Below are 16515 nucleotides of genomic sequence, written 5' to 3'. Positions count from 1 at the left end.
GGTGGGCGGCTGGTGGTGCCGGGCTGGCTGGGTGGGTGGGTGTGTGGTCAGGGTTGGTGGGTGGTGATGTGGTGGTTGAAGTGGGTGAGGTGGTGGGGTGGGTGAGGGGATGTGGGTGAGGTAGGGGTGGGGAGGTGGAAGGCGTTGGTGAGGGTGGTGGTGTGGGGGTGAGGGTGTGGATGGTGTGGTCGTGGAGGGTGTGGAGGGTTTGGGTTTGGTGGGGGTGAGGTGGCCGGTGGTGAGGAGGTCGGTGGTGTGGGGGTGAGTTGGGTGAGGAGGAAGAGGCGGCAGAGGTGGGTGAGGAGGTGGTGGGTGGTGGGGTTGGTGGTGTGGTTGATGGTGGTGAGGAAGGCGTTGGCGGCTTGGAGTTGGGCGTGGGTTTCGACCATGCGCAGGGCGGGGTGGAGGCGGTGTTGAAGCGGGTGAGGGGGTCGTTGGTGGGGGTGGTGCGCAGGGCGTGGCGGGCGCGGGTCTGCCAGAGGTGTTCGGCGTGGGCGAGGAGGTTGCGTAGGTGGGTGTTGTCGGTGAGGTCGTGGGGTGGGGCGGGTGGGGGGTGGTGTGGTTGAAGATCATTTCGGCGGCGGCTTTGGTCCAGATGACGAGGTTGTCGCCTTCGGCGGTGATGGTGCCTTCGGTGTAGTGGGGGAAGTCGGCGAGGGCGTTGACGGAGAAGAGGGCGTGGGCGCCGCAGCGTTCGCGGGCTTCGGTGGTGAGGGTGCGGGCTTGCCAGGTGATCCAGGCTTTGGTGATGGCGATGAGGCGTTCGGTGTGGGGGTGGTCGGGGGGGTGGGTGTGCTGGTGGGTGACGGTGCGGTGGAGGAGGGTCATGGCGTAGGCGGTGGCGAGGGCGGTGATGAGGCGGGCGTGGTGGGTGCGGTGGGCGTGGAGGGGGGTGTGCTGGCCGGGGGGGGGCCGGTGATGTGGCGGTGGTGGGAGTAGCGGACGGCGATGGTGAGGGCGGCGCGGGTGGCGCCGACGGCGGCGGCGCTCATGCAGAGTTTGCCGGTGGTGACGCGGTTGATGGAGGTGAGGAAGCGTTTGCGGCGGTTGCCGAGGGGGCTGTGGAAGGTGTTGTCGTCGGTGAGGCGGCCGTGGTGGGCCTGGAGGAGGGCGGTGCGGGGGAGGGGAGGTGGTCGAAGGAGGTGAGGCAGTGGTCGACGGGGCGCCGGGGCGGTGGGGAGGCGGTGGACGCGGATGTGGGGAGGGTGCTGTGGGTGTCGGTGAGGGGGTGAGGAAGAGGTAGACGCCGTGGTCGGTGTTGTTGATGAGGAGACGGGCGGCGACGACGGCGGTTTTGGGGCCGCCGGTGGTGCTGGTGTTGGGCATGAATTTCTGGGCGCCGGGGTGGGGGGTGTGGAGGGTGAAGCCGCCGGTTTGGGGGTTGAGGGTGGCGGTGGTCTGGAGGTTGCCGGCGTCGTTGCCGTGGGCGAGTTCGGTGCACAGGAAGGTGCCGGTGTGTTGGAGGGTGGTGTAGGGGGTGAGGTCGCGTTCGGGGCCGTCGTTGTGGTCGAGGAGGCTGCCGAGGAAGAGGTTGTAGTGGATGCTGGCGAGGGTGCACAGGCTGCCGCCGCCGTGGGTGATGGCGGCCCATTCGTGCAGGGCGGCCAGTCGTTCGGGGTCGCGGGCGAGGTCTTCGGGGGAGGTCAGGGTGCGGTTGAGGGTGTGGAGGCGTTCGTAGGCGAGGGCGGTCTGTTGTTCGGGTGAGAGGCCTTCGCGGTGGCGGAACGATTCGCCGGAGATCATGTCGCGCCAGGGGGCGTGGATGCGGTCGTGGTCGTCGCCGTTGAACAGGAGGCGGATCAGGTCGGCGACGACGGGGGAGGACTCCTCCGCATCCGCCGCGTCGCCCGCGTCCGCCGGGCCGGCGGGGCCGGCGGTGTCCGTGGTGGTGTTCCAGGTGCCTGCCGCGTTCCAGGTGCCTGCCGCGTTCCAGGTTCCGGCCGGGTTCCAGGGGGTGGCGGCCGGGGTTCCGGCGGTTCCCGCGGTCCATGCGGTGGTGGCCGTGCCGCCGGCGGCGGCCGCTGCCGCGGTCCGCACGCCGTCGATGGTTCCCCGGCTCCCGGCGCTCCCGGCGCTCCCGGCGCTCCCGGCGGTCCTGGTGGTTGCGGCCGTCGCGGCGTCGCCGGCGGTCCCCGCGTCCCCGGTCACGGCAGCGGGGGCGGCGGCGGGGATGGTTGTCGCGGTCGCGGCGCCGTCGGTGTTCCCGGTGGTGCCGCTGCCGGCGGGGCCGGTGGCGGTTTCGGTGGTTGGGGCGGTTCCCGTGTCGTCGGGGTTCCCGGTGCTCCTGGCGGGTTCGGCGCTCGCGGCGCTCGCGGTGGTGCGGGCGGGTCTGGTGGTGGTGTCTTCGGCGGGCGGTCTGCTTTCGGCGGCTGTGGTGCTGCCGCCGGTGATGCTGGTGTCCTCGGTGTTTCCGGCCCCGCCGGCCCCGCCGGCCCGCCGGGCCCCCGCCGGCCCCGCCGGCCCCGCCGGCCCCGCCGGCCGGCGGCGCCGGCGGCGCCGGCGGGGCGGGAGGCGGCGGGGTCGGTTTCTGCGGGGCGGGGCGGGTGGGGGCGGCCCGGGGTAGTGGGGGAGTCGGGGGTGACGGTCAGCACGGTCATGCTCTCTCCGCGTGGTCGTGAAGCGACAGTGGGAAGCGCAGGCCGCAAAGATACGAACCCACCGGTTTGCTTTTCAAGGCACTCAGGGCACCGAGAAGTGGCGGGGGTCACTCCGTATGGCGGATGCCGGGGCGGGAACCGCACCCGGGACGGGTGATTCCGGTTCATATGCCGGTCGGTGAGCGGGGCATTGAAAAACCGGTCAGCAGGTTTTATTCTCCTGGTGCCGGGTCGGACCGCGACGAGGGGGGTGTGCAGTATGAGGCGTGCGGGAGCCGGTCTCACCATGATCCGCCGTCAGGCGTACTGGTAAGATACAAACCTGCCGGTTTTTTCTCGTGGCGGCAGGAGCGGCGGAGGTGTTCGGTGGCGCAGCAGGAGCGAGCGGTCAGGACGCGCAGGGCGATCCTGACGGCGGCGGGTGAGGTCTTCGACGAGGTCGGTTACGAGGCGGCGACCATCTCGGCCATCCTGCACAGAGCCGAGGTCACCAAGGGCGCGCTGTACTTCCATTTCTCCTCCAAGGAGGAGCTGGCGCAGGCGGTTCTGGCGCAGCAGCTGTCGTCGGTGCCGGTGGTGCCGGCGAGGGAGCTGGCGCTGCAGCGGGGCCTGGACGAGGCGCTGGTGCTGGCGCACATGCTGGCCGTGGGGGATCCGATGGTGCGGGGCAGTGTGCGGCTGACGGTCGAGCAGGGCTCGCCGCAGGACGGCCTGGACCGGCGGGTGCCGATGCAGGGGTGGATCGAGCACAACATGGACATCCTCTCCGCGGCGCGGGCCAACGGTGAACTGCTGCCGGGGGTGGACGTGGCCGCGGCCGCGCGGATGTTCGTCGGCGCGTTCACCGGCGTGCAGATCCTCTCCAAACTGATGACCGGCCGCGCCGACCTGGTCGAGCGTGTCGCCGATCTGCAGCGTCATCTCATGGCCGGTGTCGCGGTTCCCGCGGTACTCGTCCAGCTGGACTTCTCGCCGGGCCGTGGCGCCCAGGTCTACGAGGAGGCCCGGCAGGCCGGCCGGGAGAGTGAACCCGCCGGGGTCGAATAGCACCACCGCACCACCGCACTTCGGCGCCATCGCACCACCGCACCATGGCAGTGCGGCGCCACCGCCACCGCGGGACGGCGCCACCGCACCACCGCACTGCGGTACTTCGGCGCCACCGCGCCGCTACGCACTTCGGCGCCACCGCGCCGCTACGCACTTCGGCGCCACCGCGCCGCTACGCACTTCGGCGCCACCGCGCCGCTACGCACTACTGCACTACGGCACCACTGCACCACTGCACTGCGGCATCACCGTGTGAGGGTGTGATGGTGGCCGCCTGGTCGGCGGCATCTGTCCGTCCCGGGTCCCCGCGTTTCGTGTCCGTGTCGCTGGGTGGCGTTCTTTGCAGGCTGGAGCGCTCTGACGTATTCGAGAGGGCAGCCGCAACTCCCGTGACAGAAGCAGGGGTTGCGCTGCCTTCGCGGGGGTGTCTGTGTCGGCGGGGGGTGGCCCGGGCCCGGAAGGAGGAGTGCCCTCCTGGGGTGCGTCGGAGGGGTGCACCCCTCGGACCGGTTTCGGGAGGGTCGCGTTCCGTGGCTCACTTTGAGGAGGTGAGCTCTCGGCCCGGCGCCGGGGTCGCGTCCTTGGACGTCCACGCCGGCGAGGGGGTGCGTGGTCAGGCGGCAGGCCGCGGCGGGGGTGAAGGGGTGTGTGCCGCTTCGGCCGGATGCCGGGGGTGTGTTCGCGGTCCGGCCGGTTTCGGGGGGTGTTCTGCCGCTGCGCGCTCGCGTGCCGGGGGGTGATCCGGAGAGGGGTGCATCCGGCACGGTCCGGGGGTCCTGCGCGCCTGGGGGAGTGGTGCCGGGATCACGGTTGCCGCCCGGCGGGCTCGGGGACTTCGGGGTGTGGCGGCCCCCGGGATGCAACTCCTCAGGTGCGGCCGGGGGTTGTGCGCTTCCCCGGCCTCGGCCTGGGCGTGTGACCTCCGGGTGTGGCCCGTCGCCCGGGGTGGTGTTTCCGGCTCGGCCCGGGGTTCCCGGTCCCCTGTGCTGTAAGGGGGGCGGCGGTGCCCCTGCCTGTGGCCCGTTCCGGGGCCGTGCCCCCGGAAGGGGGGCGTTCTGAAGAAGGGTGCGTTCGCGGCGGGTTGGGGGTGTGTTCCCCAGGTGTGTTCCCGGCGCGGTCCAAGAAGGGTGCGTCCGGCTCGGGCCGGGGCTGTGCTGTGCCCCTTCGGGTGTGGTGCCCGGCTTGTGGTTCCGGTTCCGGCTGGTTCTCAAAAGAGGATGCGCTGTGCTTCGGGCCAGGGGCTGTACTCCCGGTTCGGCCCGGGTGCGTGCACCCGTTACGGCCCCGGGGATGTGCGCCTGCCGGTCTTGGACCGGGTCGGTGCCTCCGGGCCCGGCCCGGGGGTCTCCCCAGACCTGGCCCGGGGGTGTCTGCGGGCCCGGTCCGGGGGGTGTGTCTTCGTTCCGGCCTGGAGGTTGTGCCTGCGGGTGTGGTGCCCGGGGCCGCGGCTCCCGGTCCCGGCCCGTGGGGTGTGGGGCCCGGGGGCGTTGCCCGGGGATCGCGCCCGGGGGTGTTGCCCGGAGATCGCGTCCGGGTGTTCGGGCTTCGGGGGTGTGGCCCCTTGGGTGTGTGGAGTTGTCGTCCGGTTCGTCAGGTGAGCGTCATCAGTGGGGGTAGACGATGGAACGTTCGAGCTGTCCTTTTGCTCTGGATGTCACGGGCAGTGATCTTCCCGGTGAGGTCGCGGTGTTGCGGGAGAGGGGGCCGGCGGTCCGGGTGGAGCTGCCCGGCGGGGTTCAGGCGTGGGCGGTGGTGCGGCAGGAGTATGTGGAGCGGCTGCTGACCGATGCGCGGGTGTCGAAGAACGCGCGGCTGCACTGGCCGGACTTCATCGAGGGCCGGATCACCGAGGCGTGGCCGCTGTATCCGTGGGTGGCCAACGAGAACATGCTGTTCGCCTACGGGGCGGAGCACACCCGGTTGCGGCGTCTGGTGGCGGGGGCGTTCACCGCCCGCCGCTCGGAGGCGCTGCGTCCGCGGGTGCGGGAGATCGTGGCGGAGCTGCTGGACGAGGTGGAGAAGGCCGGGCAGGAGGGCGGGCCGGTCGATGTGCGGCGGCATTTCGCCGAGGTGCTGCCGATGCGGGTGATCTGCGAGCTGTTCGGGGTGGGGCAGGGAGCGGCCACCGACGAGCTGTGCGCGGCGCTGCACACGGTGTTCAGCCCGGCGGTGGGGGCCGAGGAGATGGAGGCGGCGCGGATGAAGTCGTTCGCGCTGCTGGCGGCCATCGTGGCGGACAAGCGGGCCCGGCCCGGCGACGACCTCACCAGTTCCCTCATCGAGGCCCGGGACCAGGGCGACCGGCTCAGCGAGCACGAACTGCTGGGCACCCTGTATCTGATGATCGCCGGCGGGCAGGACACCACCGCCACCCTGATCACCAACGCGATGGGCGCCCTGCTCAGCCACCCCGGGCAGCTGGAGCACATCCGCGCCGGACGCGCCGGCTGGGCGGACGCCGCCGCCGAGACCATGCGGGTGCACACCCCCGGCGCCTACTCGCCGATGCGGTTCGCGGTCGAGGACATCGACCTGGAGGGGGTACGCATCCGCAAGGGCGACGCCATCCTGGTCAACTTCGCCGCCGGCGGCCTCGACCCGCGCCGCTACGGCGAGGACGCCGCCCGCTTCGACGTGCTGCGCACCGACCGCGACACCCTCGGCTTCGGGCACGGCGTGCACCGGTGCATGGGTGTGCCGCTGGCCCAGGTGGAGACGGCGGAGGCCCTGTCGGCGTTCTTCGGCCGCTTCCCCCACGCCCGCCTGGCCTGCAGCCCCGACGAACTGCAGCCGATGCCGACCTTCCTGATGAACGGCTACCGCACGGTCCCCGTGCAGCTGCACCCGGCCGCCACCGCCTGAACCACCCCGGAAACCAACAAGAATCCCCCCGCCCCCGCGCGGGAGCGGGGGGCGTGCTGTGCTCCGGGCTCCACGGGCCACGACGGCCCGTGGAGCCCGGCACCCCACCCCGTATGGCCCGGCGCCCTCCACCCTCCGGAACAGCCCGGCCCGCGGCTCCCGGCCCGGAACGGCTGCCCCCGGAGAACGGTCTGGCGTCCTTCACCCCGGGACCGGGCCCGGCGTTCTCGACCCCGGGACCGGACCCGGCGTTCCCCACCCCGGGAGTAGCCCGGCGTCTTCCACCCGGACCGGGCCCAGGCGCTGTTCACCCCGGAACCGGGCCCAGGCGTCCTTCACCCCGGGACCGGGCCCGGCGCCCCCCGGCAACAGTCCCGCCCGCCGCCGCCGGTCCCTGAACGGGCCGGGGTGCGGGGGCGGTTCGAGTGATCCTGTGGTGCCTCTGTAGCGCGATGCCGGACGGTGACGTCACCGGAAGGGAGCGGACATGGACGAACCGGACAGCCCCCGCCCCGCGCTGCGTATCGAGCGCGGACGGGCCGACGAGATGGAACTGGCCGCGGTGACGGCCGTGCTGTGCTCCGTGCTGGCCGGGCGCGCCGCCGCCCCCCGGGAGCAGGCCCCGCCCGGCGAGGAGCCGTCCTGGCCCCGGACCGCGCACCCGGCCGCCGCGGCCTACCGCCCCCCGCACAGCTGGCGCTAGCCCGGCCCCGCCGGCCCCCGCACCCGCCCCGGGACAGGCCCCGGGGCGGCCGCGGGCGGTCACCTTTTCAAGGTTTTCACATGCGCGGTCCCGCACCCCCCTTATAAACCGCACAAGCGGTTTGTTAATGTGGGGTGATCATCATCGGGGCCGTGCTCAGGGAGGGAGGCACCGTGACAGTCCTCAACGACGTTCCCCCGCTGTCCGCGCGGTTCCCGGGCGCGCGCGGACGCGTGGCCGAACTGCACGAGATCCGTGCCCGGGCACTGGCCGGCCCGGGCGGGAAGGCGACCCAGGCGCAGCATGCCAAGGGCAAGCTGACCGCGCGGGAGCGTATCGAACTGCTGCTGGATCCGGGCTCGTTCCGTGAGGTGGAGCAGTTGCGGCGGCACCGGGCGACCGGTTTCGGTCTGGAGGAGAAGAAGCCCTACACCGATGGTGTGATCACCGGCTGGGGGACGGTGGAGGGGCGGACGGTGTTCGTCTACGCCCATGACTTCCGGATCTTCGGCGGTGCGCTGGGGGAGGCGCACGCCGCGAAGATCCACAAGATCATGGACATGGCCATCGCGGCCGGGGCGCCGCTGGTGTCGCTGAACGACGGTGCGGGGGCCCGTATCCAGGAGGGCGTCTCGGCGCTGGCCGGGTACGGGGGGATCTTCCAGCGCAACACCAGGGCGTCGGGGGTGATCCCGCAGATCTCGGTGATGCTGGGCCCGTGCGCGGGCGGTGCCGCCTACAGCCCGGCGCTGACGGACTTCGTGTTCATGGTCCGTGAGACCTCGCAGATGTTCATCACCGGCCCGGACGTCGTCAAGGCGGTGACGGGGGAGGAGATCACCCAGAACGGGCTCGGCGGTGCGGACGTGCACGCCGAGACCTCCGGGGTGTGCCACTTCGCCTACGACGACGAGGAGACCTGCCTTCACGAGGTGCGCTACCTGTTGTCCCTGCTGCCGCAGAACAACCGGGAGAACCCGCCGCGGGTGGAGAGCTCCGATCCCGCCGAACGCCGCGGCGAGGTCCTGCTCGACCTCGTCCCGGCCGACGGCAACCGCCCCTACGACATGGCGAAGGTGATCGAGGAGATCGTCGACGCCGGCGAGTACCTCGAGGTCCACGAGCGCTGGGCCCGCAACATCATCTGCGCGCTGGCGCGGATGGACGGGCAGGTCGTCGGGATCGTCGCCAACCAGCCCCAGGCGCTGGCCGGCGTGCTGGACATCGAGGCCTCCGAGAAGGCCGCCCGCTTCGTGCAGATGTGCGACGCCTTCAACATCCCGATCCTCACCTTCCTGGACGTCCCCGGCTTCCTGCCGGGCGTCGACCAGGAGCACGGCGGGATCATCCGGCACGGCGCCAAGCTGCTCTACGCCTACTGCAACGCCACCGTGCCGCGCATCAGCCTGATCCTGCGCAAGGCCTACGGCGGCGCCTACATCGTCATGGACAGCCAGTCCATCGGCGCCGACCTCACCTACGCCTGGCCGACCAACGAGATCGCGGTGATGGGTGCCGAGGGCGCGGCCAACGTCATCTTCCGCCGTCAGATCGCCGAGGCGCCAGACCCCGGGGCCATGCGGGCGCGCATGGTCAAGGAGTACAAGTCCGAGCTGATGCACCCCTACTACGCGGCCGAACGGGGCCTGGTCGACGACGTGATCGACCCCGCCGAGACGCGTGAGGTGCTGATCCGGTCCCTGGCGATGCTCCGTGCCAAGCACGCCGACCTGCCGTCACGCAAGCACGGCAACCCGCCCCAGTAACGGAGCACCCCCCATGGTCAAACAGGAACGAGCCCTGCGCACCCGTGAGGCGCTGATCAGGTCGGCCGCCACGGTCTTCGACCGTGACGGCTTCAGCGTGGCCTCGCTCAGCGCGATCAGCTCGCTGGCCGGAGTGAGCAACGGAGCGCTTCATTTCCACTTCGCGAACAAGGCCACCCTGGCCGACTCCGTGGAGGACGCCGCGGCGCAGCGGCTCGACCACCTGATCACCGACCATGAGGGGACCGCCGGCAACTCCCTGCAACTGCTGGTGAACGTCTCGCACGACCTGGCCCGGTGTCTCCACCGTGACGTGGTGCTGCGGGCGGGTTTCGAACTGAGCCGCCATCAGGCCCGCACCGGCGGCCGTGACCTGCACCGCCACTGGCACCAGTGGGTCGAGGCGGCACTGAAACGCGCCGACGGCGAGGGCGTCCTCAACGCGGTCAGCCCCGAAGCGGTGGCCGTCTCCGTGGTCGCGGCCACCACCGGCTTCGAGGTCCTGGGCACCCAGGACCCGCAGTGGCTCTCGCACCGCACCGTCACCCGGTTCTGGCAGCTGCTGCTGCCACGCCTGACCGCGGCCGCCGCGCTCGCCGACGTCACCCCGCCGGCAGCCGCACCGCCCCCCACCCCCCGGCCGTCCCCACCCCCCGGCGGCCGCCGCCCGCATCCCCGACCAGCGCGGCGACACCACCCTCTGATCCCTCTGGCCCGCACCCGCCCCTGCGGGGGCAGCCGGGCGGCGGCCCGACGCCGCCCACCACCGCGCCCGCCCGCTGCGCCGCCAACCACGCCGACGCCCGCCCGTCCGCGCCCTCCGCCACCACGCCCGACGCCCGTCCGCGCCCACCCGCGCGCCTGCCTGCCCCCTCCCGCCGGTGGTCTGCGCCCTCCCGTCACCCGCGCCCCGCCCGCCGGCCGTCCCCGCCTGCCCTGACACGCCGTCCCGCCGGGCCGTGCCGTCCCGCCGGGCCGTGCCGTCCGCCGCCCGGCCGCACTCGCCTGCCCTGGGCGGCCTGCGCCGGGTCCTGCCTGTGGGGGCCGTTCCGCGGCCGGTGGAGGGGTCGTTGAACACGCAATAAAACAAACTTATTGGTTTGCTTTCGTGGGGTGCGACGCCGCCGGGCGTGACCGGCCGGCCGTCCCGGCCGTCATGCGGATGGCGTGCATCCGCATCCTGTATGCGGCCGGACCCGGGGCACCCGGCCCGGTGCGCGGCCCGCCGCCGCGCCCGCACCCGGCCCTTCGTCCGCCGCGCCGGCGGCGTCGCACCCCGTCCGCACCGGCACCGCGATGCGTGTGTTTCCGCAGATGAAGCGCGCGGGAGCTGGTCGGCTTCACCGCCGCCGAAGGTGGAGCCCGAGATGCCGCGGCGCAGGATCCACACGCCCTTCGTGCCCGCGCCGTCCTCGGACTTGGCGAGGTCGGCCAGGTAGGCGAGGGCGGTGAAGGCGGAGGCGCCGGAGCCGATCACGGCGGTGCGCTTGCCCGCGTACCGGGCCGGGCGGCGGGGTCCTTCAAGTCCGGGACGCGGTAGGTGATCCGGTCCCCGGCGGCCTTCTCGCCGAGCGCAGGCAGTCCGCTGCCGCCGGCCGGGGACGGCGTGGTCCAGGTGCCGGAGGCGTCGATGACGGCCCGGGCCAGGAGGCGCTCCTCACGGCCGTCGGCGTGGGCGATGTGTACGACGAACGGCTGGGCCTCGCGGTCGGCGTCGACGATCCGGTCCCGGCCGCTGCGGGAGACGCCAGTCACGCGCGCGCCGGTGCGGACGCGGTCGCCGAGGACTGCGGCGAGCGGCTGCAGATACCGGTCGGCCCAGTCGCCGCCGGAAGGGTAGGTGGCCGGGTCGGGGCGGGTCCAGCCGGTGGGAGCCAGGAGCTTCTCGGCGACGGGGTCGACAACCTCGCCCCAGGTGGAGAACAGGCGCACGTGGGACCACTCGCGCACCGCGGCGCCGGCCGCGGGCCCGGCTTCCAGAACCAAGGGCTCCATGCCCTGGTCGATGAGGTGGGCGGCGGCGGCCAGGCCTGCGGGTCCGGCTCCGATCACGACGACGGGCAGCTCGGTGGTGGCGGGCGCATTCACGGCGACTCCTTGCGTGTTTCGACATCTGTCGATGGCTTCCGCCGCCCAGCATGGCACCTGTATTGATGAGCGTCAACATAGACAGTCATCAATTCAAGGCGGATTGCTCTGATGGAGCACATCGAGACCACTGTGATCGGCAACGGCCAGTCGGGCCTCGCGGCCGCCCACGCGCTGCTGCGCCGCAGGCCGCGGCCGGTGGCGCTGGAGGCGTCCGGCCGGGCGGCCGAGCCGTGGCCGCACCACTACGACAGCCTCACACTGTTCTCACCCGTCCGGTAAGGCACCCTGCCCGGGATGCTGTTTCCCGGCGCTGACCGCGACCGCTACCCGAACCGCGACGAGGTCGTCACCTACCTCACCACCTACGCCGACCGCCTGCTGGAATGGCAGCGCAGCCTGTCGTCGACCTCGCTGCACGGTGTCGGCCGGGACACAGAGCGGGTCGTCCGGCGCCTGGCCGCCCATCTCACACGTCGGCGACGGACCTCCCACACTGGTTTGACGTGTGTCAACATAGACGTATGTCGAATGCCAAGGTGCTGCCGCTGCTCGAGCCCGTCGACGGTCGGGTAGCGCCGTGCTGCCCTCCGCTGACCGAGCGCCCGATGACCGCCGACGAGGCCGAGACCGCAGCGCGGATGTTCAAGGCCCTCGGTGACCCGGTCCGGCTCCGGTTGTTCTCCGCAGTGGCCTCGCACGAGGGCGGCGAGGCCTGCGTGTGCGACATCTCCGACGTCGGCGTCTCCCAGCCCACCGTCTCCCACCACCTGAAGAAGCTCAAGGAAGCCGGGCTGCTCACATCCGAGCGACGTGGCACTTGGGTCTACTACCGCGTCGAGCCGTCCGTGCTCGCCGCCATGGGCCAACTGCTGGTTGGTACATCGGCTGCCGCATGACCACACTCGGACGCCCGGCGGCGGCGCCCAGCCGGCGGCGCCGCCGGGCAGTTGCCAACAGCGGTGTAGACGAGGCGGGCGGTTGCTGTCCTGACGGCATTGAGTGGTGTCGCCAGGGTGTCGGCTTCTTGTGGCGGGTGAGAGCTCACGAACGCGGTGATCTTCCAAACGCCGGTGGACCTCCCCGAGATCGCCCGCCAGCTCCTGTAGGAAGGCTGGGAGATCAACCCCGAGGACCTGGACCACATCTCGCCGTACCTGACGGCACATCAGGCAGTTCGGCGAGTACTCACCCACGAACTCGGCATTGAACCCGGGGCATACGACTCCGAGCCCGACTTCACCGCCTTGCGTAGCAGTACCTGACCACCGCCGGCCTCGGCCAAGTCACCTGACTCAGGCGAGTCCACAAGCGATCCTCTCAGGCCAGAGCCGCTGACGCGTCATCCGAAGCCGCGAAGAACTCGACGATGATGCTCACCCCGGCATCATGCCGGACCATCCACGACCGTGATCGACCGGACGGCTCCTAGCTAGAGCAGGCCGGCGACCTCACGCACGGCGTCCCGGGCGGTGCGGCCGACGCCGATGAGGGTGGCCGAGGCCGGGCCGGTCCAGTCGCCGTAGCCGAGCAGGTGCAGCCTCGGCTCACCGAGGGCACGTGTCCCGGCGGTGGGGATGTGCCCGCGTGGGCCCCGCAGGTTCAGCGGGGCAAGATGGGCCAGTACCGGGCGGAAGCCGGTGCACCAGACGATCGCGTCCGCGTCGCTCCGGCTGCCGTCGGCCCACCCGACACCGGTAGCGGCGAGCTGGGCGAACATCGGCTTGGCGGTCAGAAGCCCGGCGCGGCGGGCTTCGCGTACGGGTGGCACGGCCACGATGTCGCCCAGCGAAGCGACTCCGCCGGTGTCGGCGCGGCCGGCGTCCAGGGCGCGACGGCGGCCGGTGGCGACATCGAACAGAGCACGGCCGTCGATGTCGTCCGGCAGGAACCGCGGCGGGCGCTGGGTCACCCACGTCACCTCGACCTGGCCGTCCAGGGCGAGGTCGGCGGCGATCTGAGCGCCGGAGTTCCCGCCGCCGACCACGACGACACGCTGGTCGGCGAAGTCGGCCGGGCAGCGGTAGTTCACCGTGTGCAGCAGTCGGCCGGTGAAGGTTCGGTGGCCGGGGGCGGCGGGGAGGAAGGGCCGTGACCAGCTGCCGGTGGCGCTGACGACCGCACGGGCCCGCCAAGTGCCGGAATCCGCCTCGATGAGTAACCCGTCGCCGTCACGGCGTACGGCGTCCACACGGGTGCCGTGCTGGACGGGCAGGTCGTAGCGCTTCTCGTAGTCGGTCAGGTAGTCCACCACGTGCCCGGCACCCGGGTACGTCTCGCCCGCCTGGGCGGGCATGAGCCGTCCGGGCAGAGAGGAGTGCTCGGCCGGGGAAAACAGGTGCAGCGAGTTCCACATGTGCTGCCAGGACCCGCCCGGCTCCGCCTCCGCGTCCAGGATCACGAAGTCGAGGCGCTGGCGGCGCAGGTGGTAGCCGGCAGCGAGCCCTGCCTGGCCGCCGCCGACCACCACCACGTCCGTCTGCTGGGTCACGGGGCCGTCGTCACCATGCCGGCGGCGAACTTCCTTCGCCATGCGAGCGCGATGTGGACCAGGCCGATCAGCACCGGCACTTCGATGAGCGGGCCGACGACACCGGACAAGGCCTGGCCCGAGGTGACGCCGAAGGTGGCGATGGCTACCGCGATGGCCAGCTCGAAGTTGTTGCCCGCCGCCGTGAAGGCGAGCGTCGCGGTGCGGTCGTAGGCCAGGCCCAGGCCCTTACCGAGCAGGAACGTGCCGAAGAACATCACGGCGAAGTACACCAGCAGCGGCAGCGCGATCCGGACGACGTCCAGCGGCTGCGACGTGATGGTCTTTCCCTGCAACGCGAAGAGGATGACGATCGTGAACAGCAGCCCGTACAGCGCCCACGGGCCGATCGTCGGCAGGAACCGCTGCTCGTAGTCGGTGCGGCCGAGCTTCTTCTCGCCCAGGCGGCGGGTGAGGAAGCCGGCCAGCAGCGGGATGCCGAGGAAGATGGCGACGTTCAGCGCGATCTTCCACATGGAGATGTCGAGGTGCTCGCCGTCGCCGAGGCCGAGCCAGCCGGGCAGCAGATCGAGATAGAACCAGCCGAGCAGGCCGAAGGCGAGGACCTGGAAAACGGAGTTGAGGGCGACGAGGACTGCGGCGGCCTCACGGTCGCCGCAGGCGAGGTCGTTCCAGATGATGACCATGGCGATGCAGCGGGCCAGGCCGACGATGATCAGGCCGGTGCGGTATTCCGGCAGGTCCGGCAGGAAGATCCATGCGAGCGCGAACATGACCGCCGGGCCTACGATCCAGTTGATGACCAGCGAGGAGGCCATCAGCTTGCGGTCGCCGGTGACGGCGTCGAGCCGGTCGTAACGAACCTTCGCCAGCACCGGATACATCATGATCAGCAGGCCGAGTGCGATCGGCAGGGACACCCCGCCGATCTCCACCTTCGCGAGCGCGTCGTTCAACCCTGGGATGAGCCTGCCGAGCCCGAGCCCGACGGCCATGGCGAGCAGGATCCATACCGCGAGGTAACGGTCGAGGGTGGAGAGCTTCTTGACGATCGAGTCGTCCCCGGCCGCATCGGTGCTCTGGGCGCGGGCGGTGGTGGGCTCGGCGGAGGTCACGGGCAGGCCCTCTTGTTCTCCGCGGCAGTGCGGGCGGATTCGGCGAGCTCGGCGAACTGCTCCGAGAGGCCGGCCAGGACGTCGGGCCTGAGCTTGTAATACGTGAAGCGGCCGCACGGCTCGGTCTCCACCAGTCCGGCCTCGCGCAGCACCTTCATGTGGTTGGACAAGTTGGTCTGCTTGGCCCCGGTCTCCTCCACCAGGTGCGTGGTGCACAGCGTCTCACGCGCCAGCAGAGTGACGATCTGCAGCCGGAGCGGATCGCCCAGCGCCCGGATCACATCAGGATCGACTGAAGTCAGCATGCGCTGATACTGTCACATCATCGATCGCTGATACCAGCGGATGCTGACGTCGTGGGTGACGTGCAGCCGCCGCGAGACGAGAGAGCCCCTCATGCCCGTGAGCACCGGCAAGAAGCCGTCCGTCCTGTTCGTCTGCATCCACAACGCAGGCCGCTCCCAGATGGCCGCCGCCTGGCTGACCCACCTGGCCGGGGACCGCGTCGAGGTGCGCTCCGCCGGCTCCAACCCGGGCGAGCAGGTCAACCCGGCCGCCGTCGCCGCGATGGCCGAGGTCGGCATCGACATCTCCGCCGAGGTCCCGAAGATCCTTACCGTGGACGCGGTGAAGGAGTCCGACGTGTGCATCACCATGGGCTGCGGCGACACCTGCCCCGTCTTCCCCGGCAAACGCTACCTGGACTGGAAACTGGACGATCCGGCCGGCCAGGGCGTCGATGCGGTCCGGCCGATCCGCGACGAGATCAAGACCCTGGTCGAGGGCCTGATCGCCGAAATCGCCCCGTCCAAGCCGGAAGCGACGGCGTAAGCGGGAAACGCGACGTCGCCATCGCGACGCCCAGCACTCGTCACCAAAGGGCCCTGCTGACGCAGGAACACCGCAGCCCTTGAGTACGTGCCTGGTACCAGGTGCGCGGCTGCCACCGCTTCTTCACCGAAGGAGGACGGCGGCGAGATCCTCTTCGCCGACCAGGTCGGTCTCCTCTCCGATCAGGTCACCGGTCGCACCTGGGGCGAGAAGGGGAAGACGCCCGTGGTGCGGCGGAGCGGGAACCGGTTCTCGGTGAACGCGATGTCGGCGATCAGGACCAAGGGCTGGATGGACCCGGAACCCGGCCGAACTTGCCACCGAGACCTGCCGCTTCTTCCGCAGACGACAGCGCCGGCCACGCTTCGTCCGCGACTACTTCGGCGGCCCGCACGTCCGCTACGTCCTGGACGAGAACCTCCTGAGTTTCTGATCAATAGGACAGAGTGTGCTGCGACCGAGCAGGAGCGTATGGCCGCAGCCAGGTGAGGGTCAGGGTCGTCCGGGTGCCGAGGGCGGACGGTTCAGGAGTGGGCGGTCTCGTCGATCGTGCCCCGAATGTCGAGGAGTTGGTCGACTCCGGTGATCTCACACAGTCGCCGTACCGGCTGGGACGGCGCCACCACTCGCAGGGGGCCGGCCTGGTGGGCGAGGATCAGCAGGTTCAAGAAGGACGAGTCCGCGAAGGTGACGCCGGAGGCATCGAGGATCACCATCGGGTACTCCCTGGCCGCAGCGTCCAGCGCGTCCGCAAGCGGCTTGATGGAGTCCATGTCGTAGGAGCCGCGAGCCTCGATGACCCGGGCGCCGGACCTTTCGGGCTGCTGTGCCTCTGCCGTGTGGGAGGCGTGCGCGGTGCTGCGCCCAGGCCCCCCACCGCGGTCGCTCACAGGCGTGGGTGTACCGACCTCGTTCCAGGGCACCTTCCGGCTCCTTCTGTGGCAGCACCCCTGCGGGGGCATGTCAGCGATTGCAGGAAAATTATGTCATGCAACAGGCTTCAGGCAAGACA

Annotated in this window: 14 protein-coding genes and 2 pseudogenes; 10 read left to right on the top strand and 6 right to left on the bottom strand. The window is 71.3% G+C overall.

The window, feature by feature from the left end:
- Nucleotides 1-636 precede the first annotated feature (636 nt).
- Nucleotides 637-855 (bottom strand): annotated as a pseudogene (locus F3L20_RS35680) (acyl-CoA dehydrogenase); the annotation flags it as partial.
- Between the two features lie 74 nt (nt 856-929).
- Here F3L20_RS35680 and F3L20_RS19000 point away from each other — a divergent pair.
- The 7 genes from F3L20_RS19000 (at nt 930) to F3L20_RS34765 (ending at nt 9918) form a co-directional block, all read left to right on the top strand.
- The gene (locus F3L20_RS19000) at nt 930-1232 is read left to right on the top strand and encodes a hypothetical protein (RefSeq protein ID WP_150155391.1); all 303 of its coding nucleotides are present in this window, start codon (nt 930-932) and stop codon (nt 1230-1232) included.
- A 16-nt stretch (nt 1233-1248) separates the two neighbouring features.
- A complete protein-coding gene (locus F3L20_RS18995; protein ID WP_150155390.1) occupies nt 1249-1704 on the top strand; it encodes a hypothetical protein in 456 nt (151 codons plus the stop codon).
- Nucleotides 1705-2963: 1259 nt separating this feature from the next.
- Nucleotides 2964-3644, top strand: coding sequence for a ScbR family autoregulator-binding transcription factor (locus tag F3L20_RS18990; protein WP_150155389.1), 681 nt, complete (start codon nt 2964-2966; stop codon nt 3642-3644).
- A gap of 1689 nt (nt 3645-5333) precedes the next feature.
- Nucleotides 5334-6509 (top strand): cytochrome P450 family protein, encoded by a 1176-nt coding sequence (locus F3L20_RS18985; protein ID WP_346768027.1) that lies wholly within the window; start codon nt 5334-5336, stop codon nt 6507-6509.
- A 487-nt stretch (nt 6510-6996) separates the two neighbouring features.
- Nucleotides 6997-7212 (top strand): acyl-CoA carboxylase subunit epsilon, encoded by a 216-nt coding sequence (locus F3L20_RS18980; protein ID WP_150155387.1) that lies wholly within the window; start codon nt 6997-6999, stop codon nt 7210-7212.
- Nucleotides 7213-7445: 233 nt separating this feature from the next.
- On the top strand, nt 7446-8978 hold the full coding sequence (locus F3L20_RS18975; protein ID WP_206338930.1) for an acyl-CoA carboxylase subunit beta: 1533 nt from the start codon (nt 7446-7448) through the stop codon (nt 8976-8978).
- A 13-nt stretch (nt 8979-8991) separates the two neighbouring features.
- Nucleotides 8992-9918 (top strand): ScbR family autoregulator-binding transcription factor, encoded by a 927-nt coding sequence (locus F3L20_RS34765; protein WP_240810696.1) that lies wholly within the window; start codon nt 8992-8994, stop codon nt 9916-9918.
- Nucleotides 9919-10302: 384 nt separating this feature from the next.
- Here the strand turns inward: F3L20_RS34765 and F3L20_RS18965 are convergent.
- Nucleotides 10303-11066, bottom strand: a pseudogene (locus F3L20_RS18965) (NAD(P)-binding domain-containing protein); the annotation flags it as partial.
- A gap of 111 nt (nt 11067-11177) precedes the next feature.
- Between F3L20_RS18965 and F3L20_RS34295 the strand changes: the two are divergent.
- Both F3L20_RS34295 and F3L20_RS18955 read left to right on the top strand, forming a co-directional pair.
- Nucleotides 11178-11348, top strand: a complete 171-nt coding sequence (locus F3L20_RS34295) for a hypothetical protein (protein WP_206338797.1) — start codon at nt 11178-11180, stop codon at nt 11346-11348.
- A gap of 242 nt (nt 11349-11590) precedes the next feature.
- On the top strand, nt 11591-11965 hold the full coding sequence (locus F3L20_RS18955; RefSeq protein ID WP_150155386.1) for an ArsR/SmtB family transcription factor: 375 nt from the start codon (nt 11591-11593) through the stop codon (nt 11963-11965).
- Between the two features lie 533 nt (nt 11966-12498).
- Here the strand turns inward: F3L20_RS18955 and F3L20_RS18950 are convergent.
- The 3 genes from F3L20_RS18950 to F3L20_RS18940 are packed head-to-tail and all read right to left on the bottom strand — an operon-like array spanning nt 12499 to nt 14977.
- Entirely contained in the window at nt 12499-13557 is a 1059-nt protein-coding gene (locus tag F3L20_RS18950; RefSeq protein ID WP_150155385.1) for an ArsO family NAD(P)H-dependent flavin-containing monooxygenase, read from the bottom strand.
- Nucleotides 13554-14672: an ACR3 family arsenite efflux transporter gene (gene arsB, locus F3L20_RS18945; RefSeq protein WP_150155384.1), complete on the bottom strand. Its 1119-nt coding sequence runs from the start codon at nt 14670-14672 to the stop codon at nt 13554-13556. The genes F3L20_RS18950 and arsB overlap by 4 nt, the downstream gene beginning before the upstream one ends.
- Nucleotides 14669-14977, bottom strand: coding sequence for an ArsR/SmtB family transcription factor (locus F3L20_RS18940; protein WP_150155383.1), 309 nt, complete (start codon nt 14975-14977; stop codon nt 14669-14671). The genes arsB and F3L20_RS18940 overlap by 4 nt, the downstream gene beginning before the upstream one ends.
- A gap of 91 nt (nt 14978-15068) precedes the next feature.
- On the opposite strand from F3L20_RS18940, the gene F3L20_RS18935 reads away from it, so the two are divergent.
- A complete protein-coding gene (locus F3L20_RS18935) occupies nt 15069-15503 on the top strand; it encodes an arsenate reductase ArsC (protein WP_150155382.1) in 435 nt (144 codons plus the stop codon).
- A gap of 524 nt (nt 15504-16027) precedes the next feature.
- Here the strand turns inward: F3L20_RS18935 and F3L20_RS18925 are convergent.
- Nucleotides 16028-16393 carry an STAS domain-containing protein gene (locus tag F3L20_RS18925; protein WP_240810695.1) on the bottom strand — a complete coding sequence of 122 codons (366 nt, stop codon included), beginning with the start codon at nt 16391-16393 and terminating at the stop codon, nt 16028-16030.
- Between the last annotated feature and the right edge of the window lie 122 nt (nt 16394-16515).

Source organism: Streptomyces tendae (genome assembly GCF_008632955.1).
Classification (GTDB): Bacteria; Actinomycetota; Actinomycetes; order Streptomycetales; family Streptomycetaceae; genus Streptomyces.
This window is presented reverse-complemented; position numbering and strand designations above follow the sequence as displayed.